Origin of the sequence: Bartonella sp. AU18XJBT, assembly GCF_028618595.1 — a bacterium.
Taxonomy (GTDB): domain Bacteria; phylum Pseudomonadota; class Alphaproteobacteria; order Rhizobiales; family Rhizobiaceae; genus Bartonella.
In genome coordinates, this window is the sequence record NZ_JAQITE010000024.1 from 1 (window position 1) to 19,951 (window position 19,951).

The 19,951-nt window shown below is 40.6% G+C and carries 30 protein-coding genes and 1 pseudogene; all 31 read left to right on the top strand.

The genetic code is table 11. From position 1 onward, the window contains the following. Window positions 1–352 (top strand): annotated as a pseudogene (gene tuf / locus PVV60_RS07010) (elongation factor Tu); the annotation flags it as partial. A gap of 61 nt (window positions 353–413) precedes the next feature. Next, a complete protein-coding gene (rpsJ, locus tag PVV60_RS07015; protein WP_005773267.1) occupies window positions 414–722 on the top strand; it encodes a 30S ribosomal protein S10 in 309 nt (102 codons plus the stop codon). A 27-nt stretch (window positions 723–749) separates the two neighbouring features. Next, entirely contained in the window at window positions 750–1,487 is a 738-nt protein-coding gene (gene rplC / locus PVV60_RS07020; protein WP_273723985.1) for a 50S ribosomal protein L3, read from the top strand. A 2-nt stretch (window positions 1,488–1,489) separates the two neighbouring features. Next, on the top strand, window positions 1,490–2,110 hold the full coding sequence (gene rplD, locus PVV60_RS07025) for a 50S ribosomal protein L4 (RefSeq protein ID WP_273723986.1): 621 nt from the start codon (window positions 1,490–1,492) through the stop codon (window positions 2,108–2,110). Next, complete coding sequence (locus PVV60_RS07030; RefSeq protein ID WP_273723987.1) at window positions 2,107–2,400, top strand: 50S ribosomal protein L23; 294 nt, start codon at window positions 2,107–2,109, stop codon at window positions 2,398–2,400. Before rplD ends, PVV60_RS07030 begins: the two co-directional genes overlap by 4 nt. Before the next feature lie 21 nt (window positions 2,401–2,421). Then, the gene (rplB, locus tag PVV60_RS07035) at window positions 2,422–3,255 is read left to right on the top strand and encodes a 50S ribosomal protein L2 (RefSeq protein WP_273723988.1); all 834 of its coding nucleotides are present in this window, start codon (window positions 2,422–2,424) and stop codon (window positions 3,253–3,255) included. Window positions 3,256–3,270: 15 nt separating this feature from the next. After that, on the top strand, window positions 3,271–3,549 hold the full coding sequence (gene rpsS / locus PVV60_RS07040; protein WP_004855734.1) for a 30S ribosomal protein S19: 279 nt from the start codon (window positions 3,271–3,273) through the stop codon (window positions 3,547–3,549). A 2-nt stretch (window positions 3,550–3,551) separates the two neighbouring features. Further along, on the top strand, window positions 3,552–3,941 hold the full coding sequence (gene rplV / locus PVV60_RS07045) for a 50S ribosomal protein L22 (RefSeq protein WP_208439680.1): 390 nt from the start codon (window positions 3,552–3,554) through the stop codon (window positions 3,939–3,941). Continuing rightward, window positions 3,941–4,651, top strand: coding sequence for a 30S ribosomal protein S3 (gene rpsC / locus PVV60_RS07050; protein WP_015856582.1), 711 nt, complete (start codon window positions 3,941–3,943; stop codon window positions 4,649–4,651). The genes rplV and rpsC overlap by 1 nt, the downstream gene beginning before the upstream one ends. Before the next feature lie 36 nt (window positions 4,652–4,687). Then, window positions 4,688–5,101, top strand: coding sequence for a 50S ribosomal protein L16 (rplP, locus tag PVV60_RS07055; protein WP_015856581.1), 414 nt, complete (start codon window positions 4,688–4,690; stop codon window positions 5,099–5,101). A 12-nt stretch (window positions 5,102–5,113) separates the two neighbouring features. Next, a complete protein-coding gene (rpmC, locus tag PVV60_RS07060; RefSeq protein ID WP_273723989.1) occupies window positions 5,114–5,314 on the top strand; it encodes a 50S ribosomal protein L29 in 201 nt (66 codons plus the stop codon). Between the two features lie 11 nt (window positions 5,315–5,325). Beyond that, the gene (gene rpsQ / locus PVV60_RS07065; RefSeq protein ID WP_273723990.1) at window positions 5,326–5,565 is read left to right on the top strand and encodes a 30S ribosomal protein S17; all 240 of its coding nucleotides are present in this window, start codon (window positions 5,326–5,328) and stop codon (window positions 5,563–5,565) included. A 144-nt stretch (window positions 5,566–5,709) separates the two neighbouring features. After that, on the top strand, window positions 5,710–6,078 hold the full coding sequence (gene rplN / locus PVV60_RS07070) for a 50S ribosomal protein L14 (RefSeq protein WP_004855715.1): 369 nt from the start codon (window positions 5,710–5,712) through the stop codon (window positions 6,076–6,078). A 12-nt stretch (window positions 6,079–6,090) separates the two neighbouring features. Further along, window positions 6,091–6,405, top strand: a complete 315-nt coding sequence (rplX, locus tag PVV60_RS07075; RefSeq protein ID WP_273723991.1) for a 50S ribosomal protein L24 — start codon at window positions 6,091–6,093, stop codon at window positions 6,403–6,405. Beyond that, complete coding sequence (rplE, locus tag PVV60_RS07080; RefSeq protein ID WP_015856578.1) at window positions 6,398–6,955, top strand: 50S ribosomal protein L5; 558 nt, start codon at window positions 6,398–6,400, stop codon at window positions 6,953–6,955. The genes rplX and rplE overlap by 8 nt, the downstream gene beginning before the upstream one ends. Window positions 6,956–6,979: 24 nt before the next feature. Continuing rightward, on the top strand, window positions 6,980–7,285 hold the full coding sequence (gene rpsN / locus PVV60_RS07085; RefSeq protein ID WP_273723992.1) for a 30S ribosomal protein S14: 306 nt from the start codon (window positions 6,980–6,982) through the stop codon (window positions 7,283–7,285). Window positions 7,286–7,299: 14 nt separating this feature from the next. After that, entirely contained in the window at window positions 7,300–7,698 is a 399-nt protein-coding gene (gene rpsH, locus PVV60_RS07090; protein WP_273723993.1) for a 30S ribosomal protein S8, read from the top strand. Between the two features lie 39 nt (window positions 7,699–7,737). Next, window positions 7,738–8,271 (top strand): 50S ribosomal protein L6, encoded by a 534-nt coding sequence (gene rplF / locus PVV60_RS07095; RefSeq protein ID WP_273723994.1) that lies wholly within the window; start codon window positions 7,738–7,740, stop codon window positions 8,269–8,271. A gap of 12 nt (window positions 8,272–8,283) precedes the next feature. Continuing rightward, entirely contained in the window at window positions 8,284–8,646 is a 363-nt protein-coding gene (gene rplR, locus PVV60_RS07100; RefSeq protein ID WP_273723995.1) for a 50S ribosomal protein L18, read from the top strand. A 111-nt stretch (window positions 8,647–8,757) separates the two neighbouring features. Next, on the top strand, window positions 8,758–9,306 hold the full coding sequence (rpsE, locus tag PVV60_RS07105; protein ID WP_015856574.1) for a 30S ribosomal protein S5: 549 nt from the start codon (window positions 8,758–8,760) through the stop codon (window positions 9,304–9,306). Between the two features lie 31 nt (window positions 9,307–9,337). Next, window positions 9,338–9,544 carry a 50S ribosomal protein L30 gene (gene rpmD, locus PVV60_RS07110; protein WP_015856573.1) on the top strand — a complete coding sequence of 69 codons (207 nt, stop codon included), beginning with the start codon at window positions 9,338–9,340 and terminating at the stop codon, window positions 9,542–9,544. Between the two features lie 20 nt (window positions 9,545–9,564). Then, window positions 9,565–10,032: a 50S ribosomal protein L15 gene (gene rplO, locus PVV60_RS07115; protein ID WP_273723996.1), complete on the top strand. Its 468-nt coding sequence runs from the start codon at window positions 9,565–9,567 to the stop codon at window positions 10,030–10,032. A gap of 160 nt (window positions 10,033–10,192) precedes the next feature. Further along, window positions 10,193–11,539, top strand: coding sequence for a preprotein translocase subunit SecY (secY, locus tag PVV60_RS07120; protein WP_273724006.1), 1,347 nt, complete (start codon window positions 10,193–10,195; stop codon window positions 11,537–11,539). After that, entirely contained in the window at window positions 11,536–12,114 is a 579-nt protein-coding gene (locus tag PVV60_RS07125) for an adenylate kinase (RefSeq protein WP_273723997.1), read from the top strand. The genes secY and PVV60_RS07125 overlap by 4 nt, the downstream gene beginning before the upstream one ends. Before the next feature lie 181 nt (window positions 12,115–12,295). After that, the gene (gene rpsM, locus PVV60_RS07130; RefSeq protein ID WP_026500557.1) at window positions 12,296–12,664 is read left to right on the top strand and encodes a 30S ribosomal protein S13; all 369 of its coding nucleotides are present in this window, start codon (window positions 12,296–12,298) and stop codon (window positions 12,662–12,664) included. Window positions 12,665–12,778: 114 nt separating this feature from the next. Continuing rightward, window positions 12,779–13,168: a 30S ribosomal protein S11 gene (gene rpsK, locus PVV60_RS07135; protein ID WP_183194181.1), complete on the top strand. Its 390-nt coding sequence runs from the start codon at window positions 12,779–12,781 to the stop codon at window positions 13,166–13,168. A 94-nt stretch (window positions 13,169–13,262) separates the two neighbouring features. Continuing rightward, window positions 13,263–14,276, top strand: a complete 1,014-nt coding sequence (locus tag PVV60_RS07140; protein WP_273723998.1) for a DNA-directed RNA polymerase subunit alpha — start codon at window positions 13,263–13,265, stop codon at window positions 14,274–14,276. A gap of 24 nt (window positions 14,277–14,300) precedes the next feature. Beyond that, the gene (gene rplQ / locus PVV60_RS07145; RefSeq protein WP_273723999.1) at window positions 14,301–14,729 is read left to right on the top strand and encodes a 50S ribosomal protein L17; all 429 of its coding nucleotides are present in this window, start codon (window positions 14,301–14,303) and stop codon (window positions 14,727–14,729) included. A 268-nt stretch (window positions 14,730–14,997) separates the two neighbouring features. Next, on the top strand, window positions 14,998–16,392 hold the full coding sequence (locus PVV60_RS07150) for a DegQ family serine endoprotease (protein ID WP_273724000.1): 1,395 nt from the start codon (window positions 14,998–15,000) through the stop codon (window positions 16,390–16,392). Window positions 16,393–16,400: 8 nt separating this feature from the next. After that, window positions 16,401–17,726 (top strand): replication-associated recombination protein A, encoded by a 1,326-nt coding sequence (locus PVV60_RS07155; protein ID WP_273724001.1) that lies wholly within the window; start codon window positions 16,401–16,403, stop codon window positions 17,724–17,726. Between the two features lie 983 nt (window positions 17,727–18,709). Beyond that, on the top strand, window positions 18,710–19,753 hold the full coding sequence (recA, locus tag PVV60_RS07160) for a recombinase RecA (protein WP_273724002.1): 1,044 nt from the start codon (window positions 18,710–18,712) through the stop codon (window positions 19,751–19,753). Window positions 19,754–19,951: the final 198 nt, after the last annotated feature.

The window sequence follows — 19,951 nt, forward strand, 5'->3', positions numbered from 1 at the left end:
GCTACGTGGTGTTGACCGTGAAGGGATTGAGCGTGGTCAAGTATTGGCGAAGCCAGGATCCGTTACGCCTCATACACGTTTTAAAGCAGAAGCTTACATTTTGACAAAAGATGAAGGTGGGCGTCATACGCCATTTTTCACGAATTATCGTCCTCAGTTTTACTTCCGTACGACGGATGTTACAGGTATTGTTACGCTTCCAGAAGGAACGGAAATGGTTATGCCAGGCGATAATGTTGCTATGGATGTTTCGTTGATCGTTCCGATAGCGATGGAAGAAAAACTTCGTTTCGCTATTCGTGAAGGTGGTCGTACTGTTGGTGCCGGTATCGTCTCTAAGATCATTGAATAAATAATGCTTGTTGAGAGCCTTGATTATTGAAGGCGCTTTGTATAACAGGGAAATAAAGAGCATGAACAGTCAAAATATTCGCATTCGCTTGAAAGCGTTTGATCATAGAATTCTTGATACGTCGACGCGTGAGATTGTATCGACTGCTAAACGTACCGGTGCAAATGTCCGTGGTCCCATTCCGCTTCCAACGCGGATTGAGAAATTTACGGTTAATCGTGGACCGCATATTGATAAGAAGAGTCGTGAGCAGTTTGAGATGCGGACACATAAACGTCTTCTTGATATTGTTGATCCAACGCCGCAAACAGTGGATGCGCTTATGAAGCTCGATCTTTCTGCTGGTGTGGATGTAGAAATTAAGCTCTGAGGTTTGAGGACAGAAGGAACAGACCCGATGCGTTCAGGTGTAATAGCACAGAAGCTGGGCATGACCCGTATTTATAATGATGCTGGTGAGCATGTGCCGGTGACGGTACTTCGTTTGGAGAATTGTCAAGTCGTTGCTCAGCGTACAGTTGAAAAGAATGGTTATACTGCTGTTCAATTAGGTGTAGGCTTTGCTAAGGTTAAGAATACTTCACAAGCTCTTCGTGGACATTTTGCTAAGGCTTCTGTTGAGCCTAAAGCCAAAATAGCAGAGTTTCGTGTGAGTCCCGACAATCTTCTTGATGTTGGTACTGAAATTACGGTGGAACATTTTGTTCCAGGGCAAAGAGTTGATGTGACTGGTACCAGTATCGGTAAGGGGTTTGCTGGTGTTATGAAACGACATAACTTTGGTGGGCATCGTGCTTCCCATGGTAACTCGATCACACATCGCGCTCATGGTTCTACAGGGCAATGCCAAGATCCTGGTAAAGTTTTTAAGGGTAAAAAAATGGCTGGCCATATGGGGCAAGTTCGTGTAACAACACAGAATATTGAAGTTATTTCCACGGATAGTGAGCGTGGTTTAATTTTAGTCCGTGGTGCTGTTTCTGGTTCTAAAGGTTCTTGGATTTTGGTACGGGATGCTGTGAAGAAGCCTCTTCCTGATAATGCTCCAAAGCCTGCTGGTATTCGCCGTCTTGTGAAGGAGAAAACGGAAATGGTTACTCCGGTGATGGAAACCTCTGAAGTTGAGGGAGCCTAATAATGGATCTTGTAATTAAAACTCTTGATGGTAATGAAGCTGGCAAAGTAAAGGTTTCTGAAGCTATTTTTGATCTTGTTCCGCGTGAGGATATTTTGCAGCGTGTCGTTCGTTGGCAGCTTGCACGTCGTCAGCAGGGAAGTCATCAATCCCAAGGTCGTTCTGATGTGTCGCGAACAGGGGCGAAAATGTTTAAACAGAAAGGAACAGGGCGCGCTCGACATTCATCTGCACGTGCACCGCAGTTTAGAGGTGGGGGTAAGGCACATGGACCGGTGGCTCGTAGCCATGCGCATGATCTTCCTAAAAAGATTCGTGCTCTTGGCTTACGTCTTGCTTTATCTGCAAAATTAAAAGCAAAAGATTTAATTATTGTGGATGAGTTGACTGTTAAGGATGCTAAAACAAAAATGCTTGTTTCTCATTTTTCTAAGCTTGGATTTAATAACGCTCTCTTGATTGGTGGTAAAGAGATTGATATTAACTTTTTTCGTGCAGCCTCTAATATTCCTAATATTGACATTTTGCCGATTCAGGGAATTAATGTTTATGATATTTTGCGTCGCAGCAAACTTGTTTTGTCAAAAGCAGCTGTTGAGGCTCTTGAGGAGCGTTTTAGATGACAGATCTTCGCCATTATGATATAATTATTAGCCCAGTTATTACTGAAAAGGCGACTATGATTTCTGAGTATAATCAAGTTGCTTTTAATGTCGCGCCGAAAGCGACGAAGCCTGAGATCAAGGCTGCTATTGAAGCGCTTTTTAGCGTAAAAGTTAAAGCAGTTAACACGATAGTCCGTAAAGGTAAAGTGAAGCGTTTCAAAGGTATAGTTGGTCGGCAGAGTGATGTCAAAAAAGCGATCGTAACTCTGGCCAGTGGTCAGACTATCGACGTTTCGACAGGTCTTTAAAGAGGCTCGGAGATAGGAATAATGGCACTTAAGCAATTTAATCCAACGACACCTGGGCAACGTCAGCTTGTTATTGTGGAACGTTCTTGTCTTTATAAGGGAAAACCTATAAAGATGTTGACTGAAGGTTTATCTTCAAAGGGTGGACGCAATAATCGCGGTCGTGTTACTGCTCGTTTTCAGGGTGGTGGACATAAACGTAGTTATCGGTTTGTCGACTTTAAGCGTCTTAAACGTGATGTTTCAGCAAAAGTTGAGCGTTTAGAATACGATCCTAATCGTACTGCTTTTATTGCTTTAATCCGTTATGAGGATGGGCAATTGAGTTATATTCTTGCGCCACAGCGTCTTGCGGTTGGTGATTCCGTTATGGCTGGTTTAAATGTGGATGTTAAACCAGGTAATGCTATGCCTCTCGGTAATATGCCTGTAGGCACAATTATTCATAATGTTGAGATGAAGCCAGGAAAAGGAGGGCAGATTGCACGTTCAGCAGGTACTTATGCGCAGTTGGTTGGACGAGATCAGGGTATGGCCATTCTTCGTTTAAATTCTGGTGAACAGCGTTTGGTTCCTAGTAGATGTTTTGCAACCGTTGGCGCTGTTTCAAATCCTGATCATGGGAATATTAATGATGGTAAGGCAGGTCGGTCACGTTGGCGTGGTAAACGTCCACATGTTCGTGGTGTTGCTATGAACCCCGTTGATCATCCGCATGGTGGTGGTGAAGGTCGTACATCGGGGGGGCGCCATCCAGTATCTCCTTGGGGTAAACCTACAAAAGGTAAGCGTACGCGCTCCAATAAAGCCACTGATAAGTTTATTATGCGTACGCGTCATCAACGCAAGAAATAAGAAAGGTAGTCTGAGGTGGTTCGTTCAGTGTGGAAAGGTCCGTTTGTTGACGGCTATCTTCTTGGTAAGGCAGAGAAGGTACGTGCAAGTGGGCGCAATGAAGTTATAAAAATATGGAGTCGTCGCTCTACTATTTTACCGCAATTTGTTGGTTTAACTTTTGGTGTTTACAACGGTAATAAGCATATTCCTGTTTCTGTTTCTGAAGAGATGGTTGGGCATAAGTTTGGTGAGTTCGCTCCTACCCGGACTTATTATGGTCATGGTGCCGATAAAAAAGCGAAGAGGAAGTAGGAATGGGAAAAGCTAAAGTTTCGCGCCAGCTTAGAGATAATGAAGCAAGAGCTGTCACGCGGACAATTCGTGTTAGTCCGCAGAAGCTTAATTTAGTTGCTGCAATGATTCGTGGTAAAAGAGTTAATGTAGCACTCGCTGATTTGATGTTTTCACGCAAGCGTATTGCTGCTACTGTGAAAAAAACGCTTGAATCAGCAATTGCAAATGCAGAGAATAACCACGATCTTGATATTGATTCGCTTATTGTGGCGGAAGCTTATGTTGGTAAGTCGATAGTGATGAAGCGCTTTCATGTTCGTGGTCGAGGGCGTGCTAGTAGAATTGAACGTCCATTTTCGCATCTTACTGTTATTGTTCGTGAAGTTACCGAAAAAGTGGAGGCCGCGTAATGGGTCAGAAGATCAATCCAATAGGACTTCGTCTTGGTGTTAATCGGACTTGGGACTCTCGTTGGTATGCTGATAGTGGTGAATATGGGCGCCTTCTTCATGAAGATTTGAAAATTCGTTCATATGTGCTGGAGGAGCTTAAACAGGCGGCTATTTCTAAGGTTGTTATTGAGCGTCCTCATAAGAAGTGTCGTATTACGATTCATTCTGCACGTCCTGGTTTGATTATTGGTAAAAAGGGTGCTGATATCGAAAAGCTTCGTCGTAAGCTCTCAGAAATGACGGATGCTGAAACTTCATTGAATATTGTGGAGATTCGCAAACCGGAGATTGATGCCACGATTATTGCGCAATCAATTGCTCAACAGTTAGAGCGTCGTGTTGCTTTTCGTCGTGCAATGAAGCGTGCTGTTCAGTCTGCTATGCGTCTTGGTGCGGAAGGCATTCGTATCAATTGTTCTGGTCGTCTTGGTGGTGCTGAAATTGCTCGTATGGAATGGTATCGTGAAGGTCGTGTTCCACTTCATACCTTGCGTTCTGATGTTGATTACGGTACAGCAGAAGCTAAGACCGCTTATGGTATTTGTGGTATTAAAGTTTGGGTCTTTAAGGGTGAGATTCTTGAGCATGATCCGATGGCTTCAGAACGTCGTGCTACGGAAGTTGATCAATCTGGTTCTTCATCGAATCGTCGCCGTGAAAATGCTTAGTTTTTGAGATTGAACTAAAATTTGGAGTAGAGAACAATGTTGCAGCCAAAGCGCACAAAGTTCCGTAAACAGTTCAAGGGCCGTATTCACGGTGTTGCGAAGGGTGGTACGGATTTGAATTTCGGTGCCTACGGTTTGAAGGCTGTTGAGCCGGAGCGGATTACTGCTCGTCAAATTGAAGCGGCGCGCCGTGCGATTACGCGTTATATGAAGCGTTCTGGTCGTGTGTGGATTCGCATTTTTCCAGATCTTCCGGTTACATCTAAACCGACTGAAGTTCGTATGGGTAAAGGTAAGGGAAGTGTCGATTATTGGGCTGCACGTGTTGCTCCTGGACGCATCATGTTTGAGCTTGATGGAGTTCCTGAGGATGTTGCACGTGAAGCACTAAGATTGGGTGCTGCAAAGTTGCCTATAAAAACGCGTTTCATCCAGCGTATTGCTGAATAATGAGGTTAAGCGATGAAAGCCACAGAATTACGGGCGCAAACGCTCGACCAAATGAAAGATGAATTGGCTAAGTTAAAGAAAGAGCAATTTAATTTGCGTTTTCAAAAAGCAACAGGTCAATTAGAAAAGACTGTGCGTGTTAGACAAGTTCGTCGTGATATTGCGCGTATTAAAACTTTTCTTCGTCAAAAAGTAAGTGAAAGTAAGGTTTAAGGAAATGAGAGATGCCTAAACGCGTTTTGCAGGGTGTTGTTATTAGCGACAAAAGTGATAAGACTGTTGTTGTCAAAGTTGAGCGCCGTTATTCTCATCCGCTTCTTAAGAAGACTGTTCGGCAGTCTAAAAATTATAAAGCGCATGACGAACACAACCAATTCAAGATTGGGGATCAAGTTTCTATTCAAGAATCTAGACCAATTTCGAAAGATAAATGTTGGATTGTTGTAAAAGACAATGTAGCGTAATGAGTTAAGTTTATTGTTTTAGAATTTAACAGTGTTTTTATCATTGATAAATTTAAAGGCGATGACTTTATCGTTATTTGGCAGACAAATCCGAGTGTATAAAAGGTACAATCGGGTATATGTGTTAAGAGAAGGTGGCCAGTCATGATTCAGATGCAAACAAACCTCGACGTTGCTGATAATTCTGGTGCTCGTCGTGTCATGTGCATCAAGGTGTTAGGCGGTTCAAAGCGGAAATATGCTTCGGTCGGTGACATTATTGTTGTTTCGGTTAAGGATGCTATTCCTCGTGGCCGTGTTAAAAAAGGTGATGTTATGAAAGCTGTTGTGGTTCGTACTGCTAAGGATATTCGTCGCGCAGATGGTAGTGTCATTCGTTTTGATAGTAATGCTGCGGTTTTAGTGGATAATAAAAAAGAGCCGATCGGTACTCGTATCTTTGGACCTGTTCCCCGCGAATTGCGTGGTAGGAATCATATGAAGATCATCTCGCTCGCTCCTGAAGTTCTGTAAGGAGTAAATGTTATGCAGAAGATTCGAAAAGGTGATAAAGTTGTTGTTTTATCCGGTAAGGATAAAGGATGTAGTGGTGAAGTAATTAAGGTTAGTCCAAAAGAGAGTAAGGCTTTTGTTCGTGGGATTAATATGATTAAACGTCATCAACGTCAAACGCAGAAGCAAGAAGCTGGAATTATTTCTAAAGAAGCTCCGATTCATCTGTCTAATTTGGCGATTGCTGATCCTAAAGATGGTAAGCCTACACGTGTAGGCTTTCGTATGAATGCAGATGGTAATAAAGTGCGTTTTGCCAAGCGTTCGGGAGAGTTGATTAATGGCTGAGGAAAGACAAATACCGCGTATGAAAGCGCATTATTTTGAAGTGATTCGTAAAGCGCTTCAAGAGAAGTTTAATTATAGAAATGCAATGCAAATTCCGCGGATTGATAAAATTGTAATAAATATGGGGATAGGTGAAGCAACTGCTGATTCGAAGAAGCCTTCTCTTGCTGCTGAGGATTTAGGGCTAATAACAGGTCAGAAGGCTGTTGTTACGCGTGCACGTAATTCTATTGCGACCTTTAAGGTTCGTGAAGGAATGCCTCTTGGGGCTAAAGTTACATTGCGTAAAGATCGTATGTTTGAGTTTTTAGATCGTCTTGTTACGATTGCTCTTCCGCGCGTTCGTGACTTTCGTGGTTTAAATCCAAAGAGTTTTGATGGTCGTGGCAATTTTGCTATGGGTATTAAGGAACACATTGTGTTTCCAGAAATCAACTATGATAAAGTTGATCAAATTTGGGGCATGGATATTATCGTTTGTACGACAGCAAAAACGGATGATGAAGCTCGTGAGTTATTGCGTGCTTTTAATTTTCCTTTTCGTTCGTAACGGCAAACGTAGTGAGGTGAAATTATGGCCAAGGTAAGTGCCGTTGAAAAAAATAAGCATCGTGTGGTGATGGTAAAGCGTTATGCTGCCCGTCGTGCACGTTTGAAAGCAATAGTTATGGATCAGAAGGTTTCTCTTGAAGAACGTTTTAAAGCTTCTGTTCAGTTGGCTGAGTTGCCGCGTAATTCTTCAAAAGTTCGTATTCGTAATCGCTGTGAGGTTTCAGGTCGTCCGCGGGCTTATTATCGTAAATTAAAAATGTCGCGAATTGCGTTGCGTGAGCTTGGCTCTATTGGCCATATTCCTGGTATTGTAAAGTCTAGTTGGTAAGAGGAGATTATTTAATGTCTATGTCAGATCCTCTTGGTGATATGTTAACACGTATTCGTAATGCACTTGGTCGTAAAAAAGGTAAAGTAGTTACCCCATCTTCGAAGCTTCGTGCGCACGTTCTTGATGTTCTTCAGTCAGAAGGTTATATTCGCGGATATAATCAAATTGATTTAGGTGATGGGAAAGCTGAAATTGAAATCGAATTGAAGTATTTTGAAGGACTGGCTGCTATTCGTGAGATTTCACGTGTATCAAAACCAGGTCGTCGTGTGTATGTTTCTGCTAAGTCACTTCCACAGGTGGCAAATGGTCTTGGTATTTCGATTTTATCGACTCCTAAAGGCGTCATGGCGGATCATGAGGCGCGTGAACAGAATGTTGGTGGAGAACTCCTTTGTCGTGTTTTCTAAGTCATGTCAAGAAAACGGAAGAAAAAGTAGGTTAGAACAATGTCTCGTATTGGAAAGAAACCCATTTCAATTCCTTCTGGGGTTACTGCTACTGTTGAAGGTCAGCTGGTTAAGGCAAAAGGTCCAAAAGGTGAGCTGAGTTACGTCGTCAATGATGAAGTCTTAGTCAAGTTTGAGGGAAATATCATATCAGTTATGCCGCGGGATCAGTCAAAAGATGCGCGTTCTAAATGGGGTATGTCGCGCTCAATGATTGAGAACATTTTTTGTGGTGTGAAAGATGGTTTTGAAAAAAGGTTGGAGATTAATGGGGTTGGTTATCGTGCTGCTTTACAGGGTAAGGATGTTCAACTATCTCTAGGCTTTTCGCATGATGTGGTTTATAAAGTTCCATCGGGTGTTACTGTAACCGTTCCTAAACCAACAGAAATTGTTGTTTCTGGAATTGATAAACAGCAAGTTGGACAAGTTGCAGCGGAGATTCGTGAGTATCGTAGGCCTGAGCCTTATAAGGGTAAAGGTGTTAAGCATGCAGATGAACGTATCTTCCGTAAAGAAGGTAAAAAGAAATAAGGATTTTGTATTATGGTTTCATCTAAGGACATTATCCAACGTCGTGCAAGGCGTGTTCGTCGTAGAATTAAAATGGTTTCTCATGATCGTCCTCGGCTTAGTGTTTATCGTTCAAATCAGAACATTTATGCTCAAGTTATCGATGATTTGCGGGGATGTACGCTGGTTTCAGCTTCTACTCTTGAAAGTGATTTAAAAAAGTCATTAAAGAATGGTGCTGATAAAAAAGCAGCTTTTGCTGTTGGTAAGTTAATTGCTGAGCGTGCGAAGCAAGCGGGTGTTAATGAGGTGGTTTTTGATCGTGGAGCGTATGTGTACCATGGTCGCGTCAAAGCTTTAGCTGAAGCTGCTCGTGAAGGTGGTTTGAATTTCTAAAATTTCTTATTTATGAATGAGTAAGAAGAGTTTAAAGTATTTCGTTTAAGTTCTTCCAGTTTAATGAGGGACTTTGTTATCGTGCTTCCGGAAAAGAAAAAGGAATGAGGAATGGCACAAAAAGAACGTGGTGAGAGAGAAGAACGCGATAATGAATTTGTCGACAGGTTAGTTCATATCAATCGTGTTGCTAAAGTTGTAAAGGGTGGTCGGCGTTTTGGTTTTGCTGCTCTTGTTGTCGTTGGAGATCAAAAGGGGCGTGTGGGTTTTGGACATGGAAAAGCCCGTGAAGTTCCTGAAGCCGTTCGTAAAGCAACGGAATCTGCAAAACGTGGGATGATTTATGTTCCGCTTCGGTCTGGACGTACATTGCATCATGATCTTGAAGGGCGTCACGGAGCTGGGCGTGTTTTGCTACGTTCGGCTTCTGCGGGTACTGGTATTATTGCTGGGGGGCCGATGCGTGCTATTTTTGAAGCTCTTGGTATGCAGGATGTTGTTGCAAAATCATTAGGATCGTCGAATCCTTATAACATGGTTCGTGCGACATTTGATGCATTAAAACATCAAATGCATCCTAGAGATATTGCTGCTCAACGTGGTATAAAATATTCGACTTTGCAGGCGCGTCGTCGCCATTTAGTCGACCTAGAAGGATAGTTTCTGAGATTATCAGAAAAGGAATTAGGAAATGGTTCAGAAAAAATCTCAGAGTGGTAAAACTATCACGGTGGAGCAAATTGGAAGCCCTATTCGAAACTCACAGATTCAGCGTGCAACCTTAAAGGGGCTAGGACTAAATAAAATGCGTCGTCGGCGCGTTTTAGATGATACACTTTGTGTGCGGGGTATGATTGCTCAGGTTCGGCATCTTGTTCGCGTTATAGATGAAGGTTAAGGGTTGCAGGAGTATTAGATATGAAACTCAATGAACTGCGTGATTGTGAAGGCGCAACAAAAAATCGTAAGCGTGTTGGGCGTGGTATTGGTTCCGGTACGGGTAAGACTGGTGGTCGTGGTGTAAAAGGGCAAAAGTCGCGTTCTGGTGTTTCTCTTAATGGTTTTGAAGGTGGGCAAATGCCTATCTATCGTCGTTTGCCAAAACGTGGATTTAGAAATTTCTTTGCCAAAACCTATAATGAAGTTTCACTAGGACGTATTCAGTTGGCAGTTGATGCAGGTAAGTTGAATATTGAAAAGCCTGTTGATATAATTGCTCTGAAAGAGGCTGGTATTATTCGTCGTGAAAAAGATGGGGTTCGTCTTCTTTCTGATGGTGATTTGAAGGCGAAGATTACCTTTCATGTTTCTGGTGCTTCACAATCTGCTCGTGTTAAGATTGAAAAAGTGGGTGGACAGGTTATTTTTCCTGATATTACTCAATAATTTTTTAACATGAGTGGAGATCTAAAGAAGAATTACATTTGTTCTATGGGATCTTTTGTGGAGATTTTTTTAATTCTGCATTTATTTGTGTATGCATATATGAATTTTAGGGTTATACTTCTGTGATTTAAAGAACTGGAGTGTGAAGTGGAGACGTTTTATGGCATCAGCAGCAGAGCAATTTGCTTCCAATATAAACTTCGGTACCTTTTCGCGTGCAACTGAATTAAAGAAACGTATCTGGTTTACTCTTTCGGCGCTTCTTGTATATCGTTTTGGAACTTACATCTCTCTTCCAGGTATTAATATTGATGCTTTGCGGCAAACATTTGAACATCACGCGTCGGGAGTATTAGGGCTTTTTAATATGTTTGCTGGAGGTGCCGTTGGGCGTATGGCTATTTTTGCGCTGGGTATTATGCCTTATATATCGGCATCTATTATTGTGCAATTGTTAACATCTATTATTCCTTCTTTGGAAACTCTTAAAAAAGAAGGGGAATTAGGTCGTAAGATTATCAATCAATATACGCGTTATGTAACAGTAGTATTGGCAATTCTACAAGCTTTTGGTATTGCGGTTGCGCTTGAAAGCGGTATAGGGACGGGGCTTCAAATTGTTTTAGAACCAGGTCTTATGTTTCGTATTTCTTCTGTTATTACACTTGTTGGCGGAACGATGTTTCTCATGTGGCTTGGCGAGCAAATTACGTCACGTGGTGTTGGTAATGGGGTTTCTCTTATCATTTTTACAGGCATTGTAGCCAACTTTCCTTCTATTTTTGCTCAGCTTTTGACAGCTCATAGTCAGGCTGATTTATCAACTTTTCTTTTAATAGGAATCGTTCTTATTGCTGTTTTGGTTATTGGGCTTATTGTTTTTATAGAGCGTGCGCAACGGCGAATTCTTATCCAGTATCCGAAACGTCAGGTCGGTAATCAAATGTTTCAAGGAGATATGTCGCATCTTCCTTTAAAGTTGAATACTGCTGGTGTTATTCCACCTATTTTTGCTTCATCTTTATTATTATTACCTGCCACTATTAATAATTTTTCTGATAAAATGCCACAATGGGTTCAGGCGATTTCTTATGCTCTTGGTCATGGGCAGCCACTTTATATGATGGTTTATGCATTTTTAATGGCGTTTTTTTGCTTTTTTTATACAGCTATTGTGTTTAATCCAAGTGATACTGCAGATCAGTTGAAGAAACATTCTGGTTTTATTCCAGGGATTCGTCCAGGTGAGCGTACAGCCGAATATATTGATTACGTTTTGACGCGTATTACTGTTGTGGGCGCTGTTTATATTATCTTGGTTTGTTTGTTACCTGAATTTATGATATCTGCATTACAGGTTCCTTTTTATCTTGGGGGGACATCCTTGTTGATTGTTGTTACTGTTACACTTGATACGGTTGCTCAAATTCAGGGGCATCTTGTTGCCCACCAATATGAAGGGTTGATAAAAAAATCAAAACTTCGTGGAGGTAGAAGGAATCGATGAGAGTTATTCTTTTAGGTCCTCCTGGAGCGGGAAAAGGTACGCAAGCAAAAATGTTGACTGAGGAATATAACATTCCTCATTTATCAACAGGGGATATGTTGCGTGAGGTGATTGCCAAAGAAACGGAGATTGGTAAAAAAGCTAAAGCTATTATAAGTTCTGGTGCTTTGGTCCCTGATAGTATTGTTAACCAAATCGTATCAGATAGGATTGATGAAACTGATTGTGTAAATGGTTTTGTTTTGGATGGATATCCGCGAACTGTGGGGCAGGCAGAAGCGTTACAGCAAATACTAGAGTCAAAAAATACGCGGCTTGATGCCGTTATTGAGTTGTGTGTGGATGAAAACGTGTTGATCGAACGTATGAAAAAGCGCGTTGAGGAAACAATAGCGGCTGGTGGACAGGTTCGTTTAGATGACAATCCTGTTGCTTTTGCAAAAAGATTAGTAGAATATCGTGAAAAAACAGCTCCTTTATCAAAATTTTATTCGGAGAGGGGAATGTTGAAGGTCATTGATGGAATGATTGGTATTGCTGAAGTGACGCGTATGATTAGAGGTTTTCTTTCATGAGATTTTTTTTAGAAATAAATGAAAAGAGTTGACTTTTGAGATGAAATCTATCACAAGTAAATTTAATTTATTTTAGCGAAATAAGAGGATTCGGAAGAATTTTTTTTCTGAGTCTATTTTTTTCTGTAAGGTATACTAGGTATTTTATAACAACTTGTCAAAATAACTAAGGAGAGTAGGCGTGGCTCGTATTGCTGGCGTCAATATCCCGACAAATAAGCGTGTAATTATTGCGCTTCAATATATCCACGGGATTGGACCAAAATTTGCTCAAGAAATTATTGAAAGAGTTGGCATTCCCTTGGGACGTCGTGTGCATGAACTTTCAGATGCTGAGGTGTTGCAGATTCGTGAGGCGATAGATCAGGGCTATCAAGTTGAAGGTGATCTTCGTCGTGAGGTTGCTATGAATGTTAAGCGTTTGATGGACCTTGGTTGTTATCGAGGATTGCGTCATCGCCGGTCTTTGCCTGTCCGAGGACAGCGGACACATACGAATGCTCGTACGCGTAAAGGACCGGCTAAGGCAATTGCCGGTAAGAAGAAATAAGAGCCTTTGTGGAAGGTTTTTATATATTCTTTTTCTTGTTTAATTTGTTTGACAAGGAAAAAAAGGTGGAGCTGCTGATGTTACGGCAGTGATGAGATCGTTGAAAGGGAAAATATGGCCAAGGAAGCCACACGTGTTCGTCGTCGCGAACGTAAAAATATTTCGTCAGGTGTTGTGCATATTAATTCAACATTTAATAACACAATGATTACTATTACGGATGCTCAGGGTAATGCAATTGCTTGGTCATCTGCTGGGGCTCAGGGGTTTAAAGGTGCACGTAAATCGACGCCTTTTGCTGCTCAAGTTGCTGCGGAGGATTGTGCAAAAAAAGCGCAAGAGCATGGTATGCGTTCTTTGGAAGTTGAAGTTTGTGGACCTGGATCCGGGCGTGAATCTGCTCTGCGTGCATTGCAATCTGTTGGTTTTGTCATTACTTCTATTCGCGATGTAACACCAATTCCTCATAATGGATGTCGTCCGCGGAAAAGGCGGCGTGTTTAATTGGGTGTTGTTTTTTGTTGTCGGAGATTTCTCTGATGTTCACATTGGTCGTTACGATTGAATGGTAACGGAACTAAAGAACGGGAATAAAAATATGATCCAGAAAAACTGGCAGGAACTTATTAAACCCAATAAGGTTGAATCATGTGCGCATGATAATCCAAATATTATAAGTGTGATTGCAGAACCTCTTGAACGGGGTTTTGGCTTGACGTTAGGCAATGCACTTCGTCGCGTGTTGTTATCTTCGCTTCGTGGTGCTGCTATTACTGCTGTGCAGATTGACGGTGTCTTACATGAATTTTCATCGATTCCTGGTGTGCGTGAGGATGTTACGGATATCATTTTGAATATAAAAGAAATTGCGCTTCGTATGGAAGAAGAAGGGCCTAAACGTGTCGTCGTTTATAAAGAGGGTCCTGGTGTTGTGAAAGCGGGAGATATCAGTACTGTTGGGGATATGGAAATTCTAAATCCAGATCATGTTATTTGTACTCTTGATGAAGATGCTGAAATTCGTATGGAATTTATTGTCAACACAGGAAAGGGGTATGTTCCATCTGATCGTAATTGTGTTGATGATGCACGTATAGGGCTTATTCCAATTGATAGTCTTTATTCACCAATTCGTAGAGTGTCTTATAAGGTGGAAAATACGCGTGAAGGTCAAGTTTTGGATTATGATAAATTGACCTTAACGATTGAAACAAACGGCGCTGTTAATGGAGAGGATGCTGTTGCTTTTGCGGCGCGTATTCTTCAGGATCAATTATCGTTATTTATTAACTTTGAAGAGCCGCAGAAGGAGCCTGTTGAAGAGGCTGATTCTGAGCTTTCTTTTAATCCTGCACTTCTCAAAAAAGTGGATGAATTAGAACTTTCAGTTCGTTCGGCAAATTGTCTTAAGAATGATAATATTGTTTATATTGGTGATCTGATTCAAAAAACAGAATCTGAGATGCTTCGGACACCGAATTTTGGTCGCAAATCGTTGAATGAGATTAAAGAAGTTTTGGCGTGTATGGGTTTACATCTTGGGATGGAAATTCCGGCATGGCCGCCTGAAAATATTGATGATCTTGCAAAACGTTATGAAGATCAATATTGAAATTAGAATTTAAGGAGAGGGCTTATGCGCCATAGTAAGTCAGGACGCAAGTTGAATCGTACTGCCAGTCACCGTAAAGCGATGTTTGCAAATATGGCAACTTCGTTGATCGAGCATGAGCAGATTGTGACAACGCTTCCAAGGGCTAAAGAGATTCGTCCTATTGTTGAAAAACTCGTTACTCTTGGTAAGCGTGGTGGTTTGCATGCGCGTCGGCAAGCAATTGCAGCACTTCGTGATGCAGGAAAGGTTGCAAAATTATTTGATACGCTTGCGCCACGTTATGCATCACGCAACGGTGGGTATTTGCGTATTATGAAAGCGGGATTTCGTACCGGTGATAATGCGCCCATGGCTGTTGTAGAATTTGTTGATCGTGATATTGAAGCGAAGGGGGCAGGGGATCGTGCTCGCATGGAGGCTTCTGAGAATGAAAAGGGAACATCTTCGTAGAGTTTTTTATTCTGTTTGGTTTTTAAAGGCCGCCTTTTCTTTGGCGGTTTTTTTGTGAGCATTTTTAAGTTTGTTTTAGTTGAGAAATAGGTGCAGAGAGAAAATTATAGGATATTGAATTATCTTATTTTTATAATATTTATCTTTCAAATAGGTTGTTTTTATTCTCTATTATAAAATATTAATAGAGATCCTTAATTTGCGGGGATGCGTTTTTTTTGTTCTATTAATCTTCAACAGAATGTGCTGATTTTATAAGGAGTGAATTATGAGGTATTCTTTTTGGGTGCGGATTTTTTTTGCAATTATGATGCAGATATCATGTGATCATGTATATGCTCATGTTCCTCAAACACAAACAGAAATTACTCTTTCATTTGCTCCTTTAGTTAAAAAGACCGTTCCATCTGTTGTGAATATTTATGCAGCTCGACAAATTAGAGCACGATCACCTTTTGAAGGCGATCCATTTTTTGAGCAATTTTTTGGTCGTTTTCAAAATAATTTTCCTGTTCGCAAGCAATCGTCATTAGGATCAGGGGTGATTGTTGATGCACGTGGTTTGATTGTTACAAATTATCACGTTATTAAAGATGCAAGTGAAATTAAAGTGGCTTTTTCTGATGGGCGGGAGTTTGAGAGTAAGATTGTGCTCAAAGATGAAGCAACTGATATTGCAATTCTTAAAGTTGATGCAAAAGATGCTCAATTTCCTGTTCTTTCTTTGGGAAATTCTGATGCTGTTGAAGTTGGTGATCTTGTTCTTGCTATTGGTAATCCTTTTGGTGTTGGTCAAACAGTTACAAGTGGTATTGTTTCAGCGCAAGCGCGTACACGTGTTGGGATTTCTGATTTTGACTTTTTTATTCAAACAGACGCAGCCATTAATCCAGGGAATTCTGGTGGCGCTTTAATTGATATGAAAGGTCAGTTAATTGGAATTAATACGGCTATTTATTCACGTTCCGGTGGTTCTGTAGGGATTGGTTTTGCTATTCCAGTTAATCTTGTAAAAGTAATGCTTGATACTGTTAAACGCGGTGGAAAATATTTTGTGCCGCCTTATATTGGGGCTTCTTTTCAAAATGTTACAGCTGATATTGCTGGTGGTTTAGGGTTAGAACGTCCCTATGGTGCTCTGATTATTGAAGTTATCAAAGATAGTCCGGCTGAAAAAGCTGGATTGAAAGTAGGTGATGTTATTTTGAGTGTGCAGGGGGTACGCGTTGATAGTCCAGATAGTCTTGGGTATCGTTTGATGACAGCTGACGTTGGGCATAATCTTGCTTTGGAATATTTACGAAATGGAAAAACTTTAAAAACACAAATAACAGTTTCATCGATATCAGAAACTGCACTTTTAAAATCTGAAAAAATTACGGGTGACAGTCCTCTTGCTGGTGCTGAAGTGTTGGATTTAACACCGCAAAATAGTCGACGTTTTCATCTTCCTATATCTGCAAAAGGGGTTGTGATTACCAATCTTGATGAAATGAGTAATGCATCTGGAATTTTTCAGTCAGGAGATATTCTACGTGTTGTAAATGGCCATAAAATTCAAACAGTTCATCAGTTGAAAAAGGTTCTTATGCAAGCTCGTTCGCGTACTTGGCAATTGGAATATGAGCGTGACGGTATGTATATTCGCCAATTTATTCGTTGAGGTTTTTTTTGAAAAAAGATTTTTTTACTTCGTCGTTTGATTTTCAAGTTAATAAAAATCAGCCACTTGCAGAAAGAATGCGCCCTTGTTCTCTCAATGATGTTGTGGGACAAAAGCATTTGATTGGAGAGGGTGGTTTGCTTTCACGTATGGTGGCAACTGGCTCAATTGGGTCGATGATTTTTTGGGGACCTCCAGGGACGGGAAAAACAACCATTGCACGTTTGTTAGCACTTGAAACAAATTTCGCGTTTGAACAGGTTTCTGCTATTTTTACAGGAGTTTCTGAACTTAAAAAGATTTTTGAAGTTGCGCAGAGGCGTTTTATATCTGGGGATAAAACACTTCTCTTTGTTGATGAAATTCATCGGTTTAATCGTGCACAGCAGGATAGTTTTCTTCCTGTGATGGAAGATGGTACTGTGGTACTTATAGGTGCAACAACCGAAAATCCTTCTTTTGAACTTAATGCGGCTCTTCTTTCGCGTGCACGTGTTTTAACATTTCTTTCTCATGATCATGAAAGTTTGGACATACTTTTGAGGCGTGCTGAAGAAGTGGAGGGAAAAATTCTTCCCTTGGATAATGATGCCAGAGACGTTTTGATAGAGATGTCTGATGGTGATGCGCGGGTAGCGTTAACATTGGCAGAGGAAGTTTGGTCTATTGTACCACAGGGAGAGATTCTTGATGTTGTTGCTTTGCAAAAAGTTATTCAGCGTCGTGTGCCTATTTATGATAAAGGACGAGATGGGCATTATAATCTCATTTCAGCGTTGCATAAATCCGTTCGTGGATCTGATCCTGATGCTGCGCTTTATTATTTGGCACGTATGTTGGATGCTGGTGAAGATCCTCTCTATATTGGGCGAAGATTGGTTCGTATGGCTGTTGAAGATGTTGGTTTGGCGGATCCACAGGCTCTTGTCATTTGTAATGCAGCAAAAGATGCCTATGATTATTTAGGATCACCAGAAGGAGAATTGGCTTTGGCGCAAGCATGTCTTTATGTTGCAACTGCGCCAAAGTCAAATGCAACATATGTCGCGTATAAAGCAGCACTGCATTGTGCGCGCAAAAATGGTTCTTTATCACCTCCTAAGCATATCCTTAATGCTCCTACGAAATTTATGAAAGAGGAAGGGTATGGAAATGGTTATTGTTATGATCATGATGAACCGGACGCTTTTTCAGGACAAGAATATTTTCCCGAAAAACTTGGGCGTCAGAGTTATTATAAACCAGTTGAGCGTGGCTTTGAGCGTGAAATTGTGAAACGTCTTGAGTGGTGGAAACAATTGCGCAAAAAACGTAAAGATCAAAATAAAATTTGAGTTGAAATACGTTTTTTGTTGTTCTTGGATTTATTTTTATCTCTTATGTTATTGTATGAGTAATTTAGCTTATATTTTAAACGTTTATTGCATTGCTCGTAGAATTTTTTTTGATATCTTCAAAAATGCATCTTTTTTTATCAAATTTAAATGTGTCATTCAACTTTTAAGCTGCTTTATTTTTGTGGTTTTTATTAAATAATATATCGATTTATAATGATAATTTACTGTTTTGTAAGTTGAATGAAAGCCTCAAATACCGTGAATTTTACTCATTCCAAGTTTGTTATTTGTTGAATCAATCAAATCATTCGCTTGCATGTTATAAGCAGGATTAGTGTGTGACAAACACTGTACAAGAAAGGACTAAAAATTCCTCTTATGAATCGTATTAAGTGTTGGAAGCTGTCGTAACATTGGGGGATGATAAATAGTGTGATGGTGCCGGTTTACTCCTTCTTTAGTGTAAAGATGGTGGCGCCCAAAGGATTTTATAGTATACCACATTCATAGGTGTTGTCACGAAGTGAGCTTGGGAGTGTTGAGAGATGTTTCTTAAATTAAGTGCATGAATATGCAACACAATGGCGTTTTGTTCTTCGATGCAATAGGGGATGAGGTTGATTGGTGATGCATTTTTGTGTGGTCAATAGCAGGAGACTCTTAGCCTCTTAAGTGCTTAATCAAAGGGATAAGCAGGAGGGCTTTAGAACATTGTGTTTAAATTTAAATTGTTCCTTTTCTAGAGAGATATAAATATGTAACTATATTCTCATAGAGATATTATTTTATTGGAGTTTATTTATGTGTCATAAGAGAAGCAATGCCAATTCTTTATTGTGATGGTCATGAATGTTATGGACATAATGTGGAGATAGGAATAGAAATAGTCTGTGAAAATCTAAACTCAAGCCTTTAGTTAGATTAAAAGTACAGTGTACACTTAAGTTTTAGGTTATTATGAATCGGTCAAGGATATAATCGTGGATAAAACAAAAGCTCTCGATGCTGCTCTCTCACAAATTGAACGTTCTTTTGGTAAAGGCTCGATTATGCGTCTTGGGCAGAAAGAGCAGGTTGTTGAAATTGAAACAGTTCCAACAGGGTCGTTATCCTTGGATATTGCTTTAGGGATTGGTGGATTACCGAAGGGGCGTATTGTTGAGATTTATGGACCAGAAAGTTCTGGGAAAACAACATTGGCTCTACATGCTATTGCTGAAGCACAGAAAGGTGGTGGGATTTGTGCTTTTATTGATGCAGAGCATGCGCTTGATCCTATTTATGCGCGTAAGCTCGGTGTTGATTTAGAAAACTTGTTCATTTCTCAGCCAGATACCGGTGAACAGGCATTGGAAATTACAGAAACGTTGGTTCGTTCTGGTGCAGTTGATGTGCTTGTTGTGGATTCTGTCGCAGCTTTAACACCGCGAGCAGAAATTGACGGTGAAATGGGTGATGCTTTACCCGGATTGCAAGCTCGGTTAATGAGTAAAGCGTTGCGAAAATTAACCGCAGCAATTTTTCGCTCTAACTGTATGGTTGTCTTTATTAATCAGATTCGCATGAAAATTGGTGTGATGTTTGGTTCTCCCGAAACGACAACAGGTGGAAACGCTTTAAAGTTTTATGCTTCTGTTCGTTTAGATATTCGTCGTATTGGATCCATTAAAGATAGGGATTCAATCGTTGGTAATCAGACGCGCGTTAAAGTGGTGAAGAATAAACTAGCACCTCCATTCAAACAGGTTGAGTTTGATATTATTTATGGTGAAGGTATTTCCAAAGTAGGTGAATTGATTGATTTGGGTGTCAAGGTTGGTATTGTGGAAAAATCTGGTGCATGGTTTTCTTATAATTCTCAGCGTTTAGGACAGGGGCGTGAGAATGCAAAGCAGTTTTTACGTGAACATGCGGAAATAGCTACAGAGATTGAAGCCGCTTTGCGCCAAAATGCTGGTTTGATTGCGATTGAATTGTTAGAAAATGCAGGGTCAGAGAATATAGAAAGTGATGAAGCCATTTGATGGAGCGTTTTTTTTCGTTTATAATTTTTTCTCTTTAAGATTTTTCTGTTTTTTTGTTTGAGCTTTTAAATACGCGGTCATTTTTTCTCAATTTTTTTAAACAAATATTCCATTCTTTGATTAAATTGACTCCATGCGTGGCAAAGAGGATATTTAATGAGGGGGATTTTTCTTTTATGGTTTTGTGCTGTATTGAGC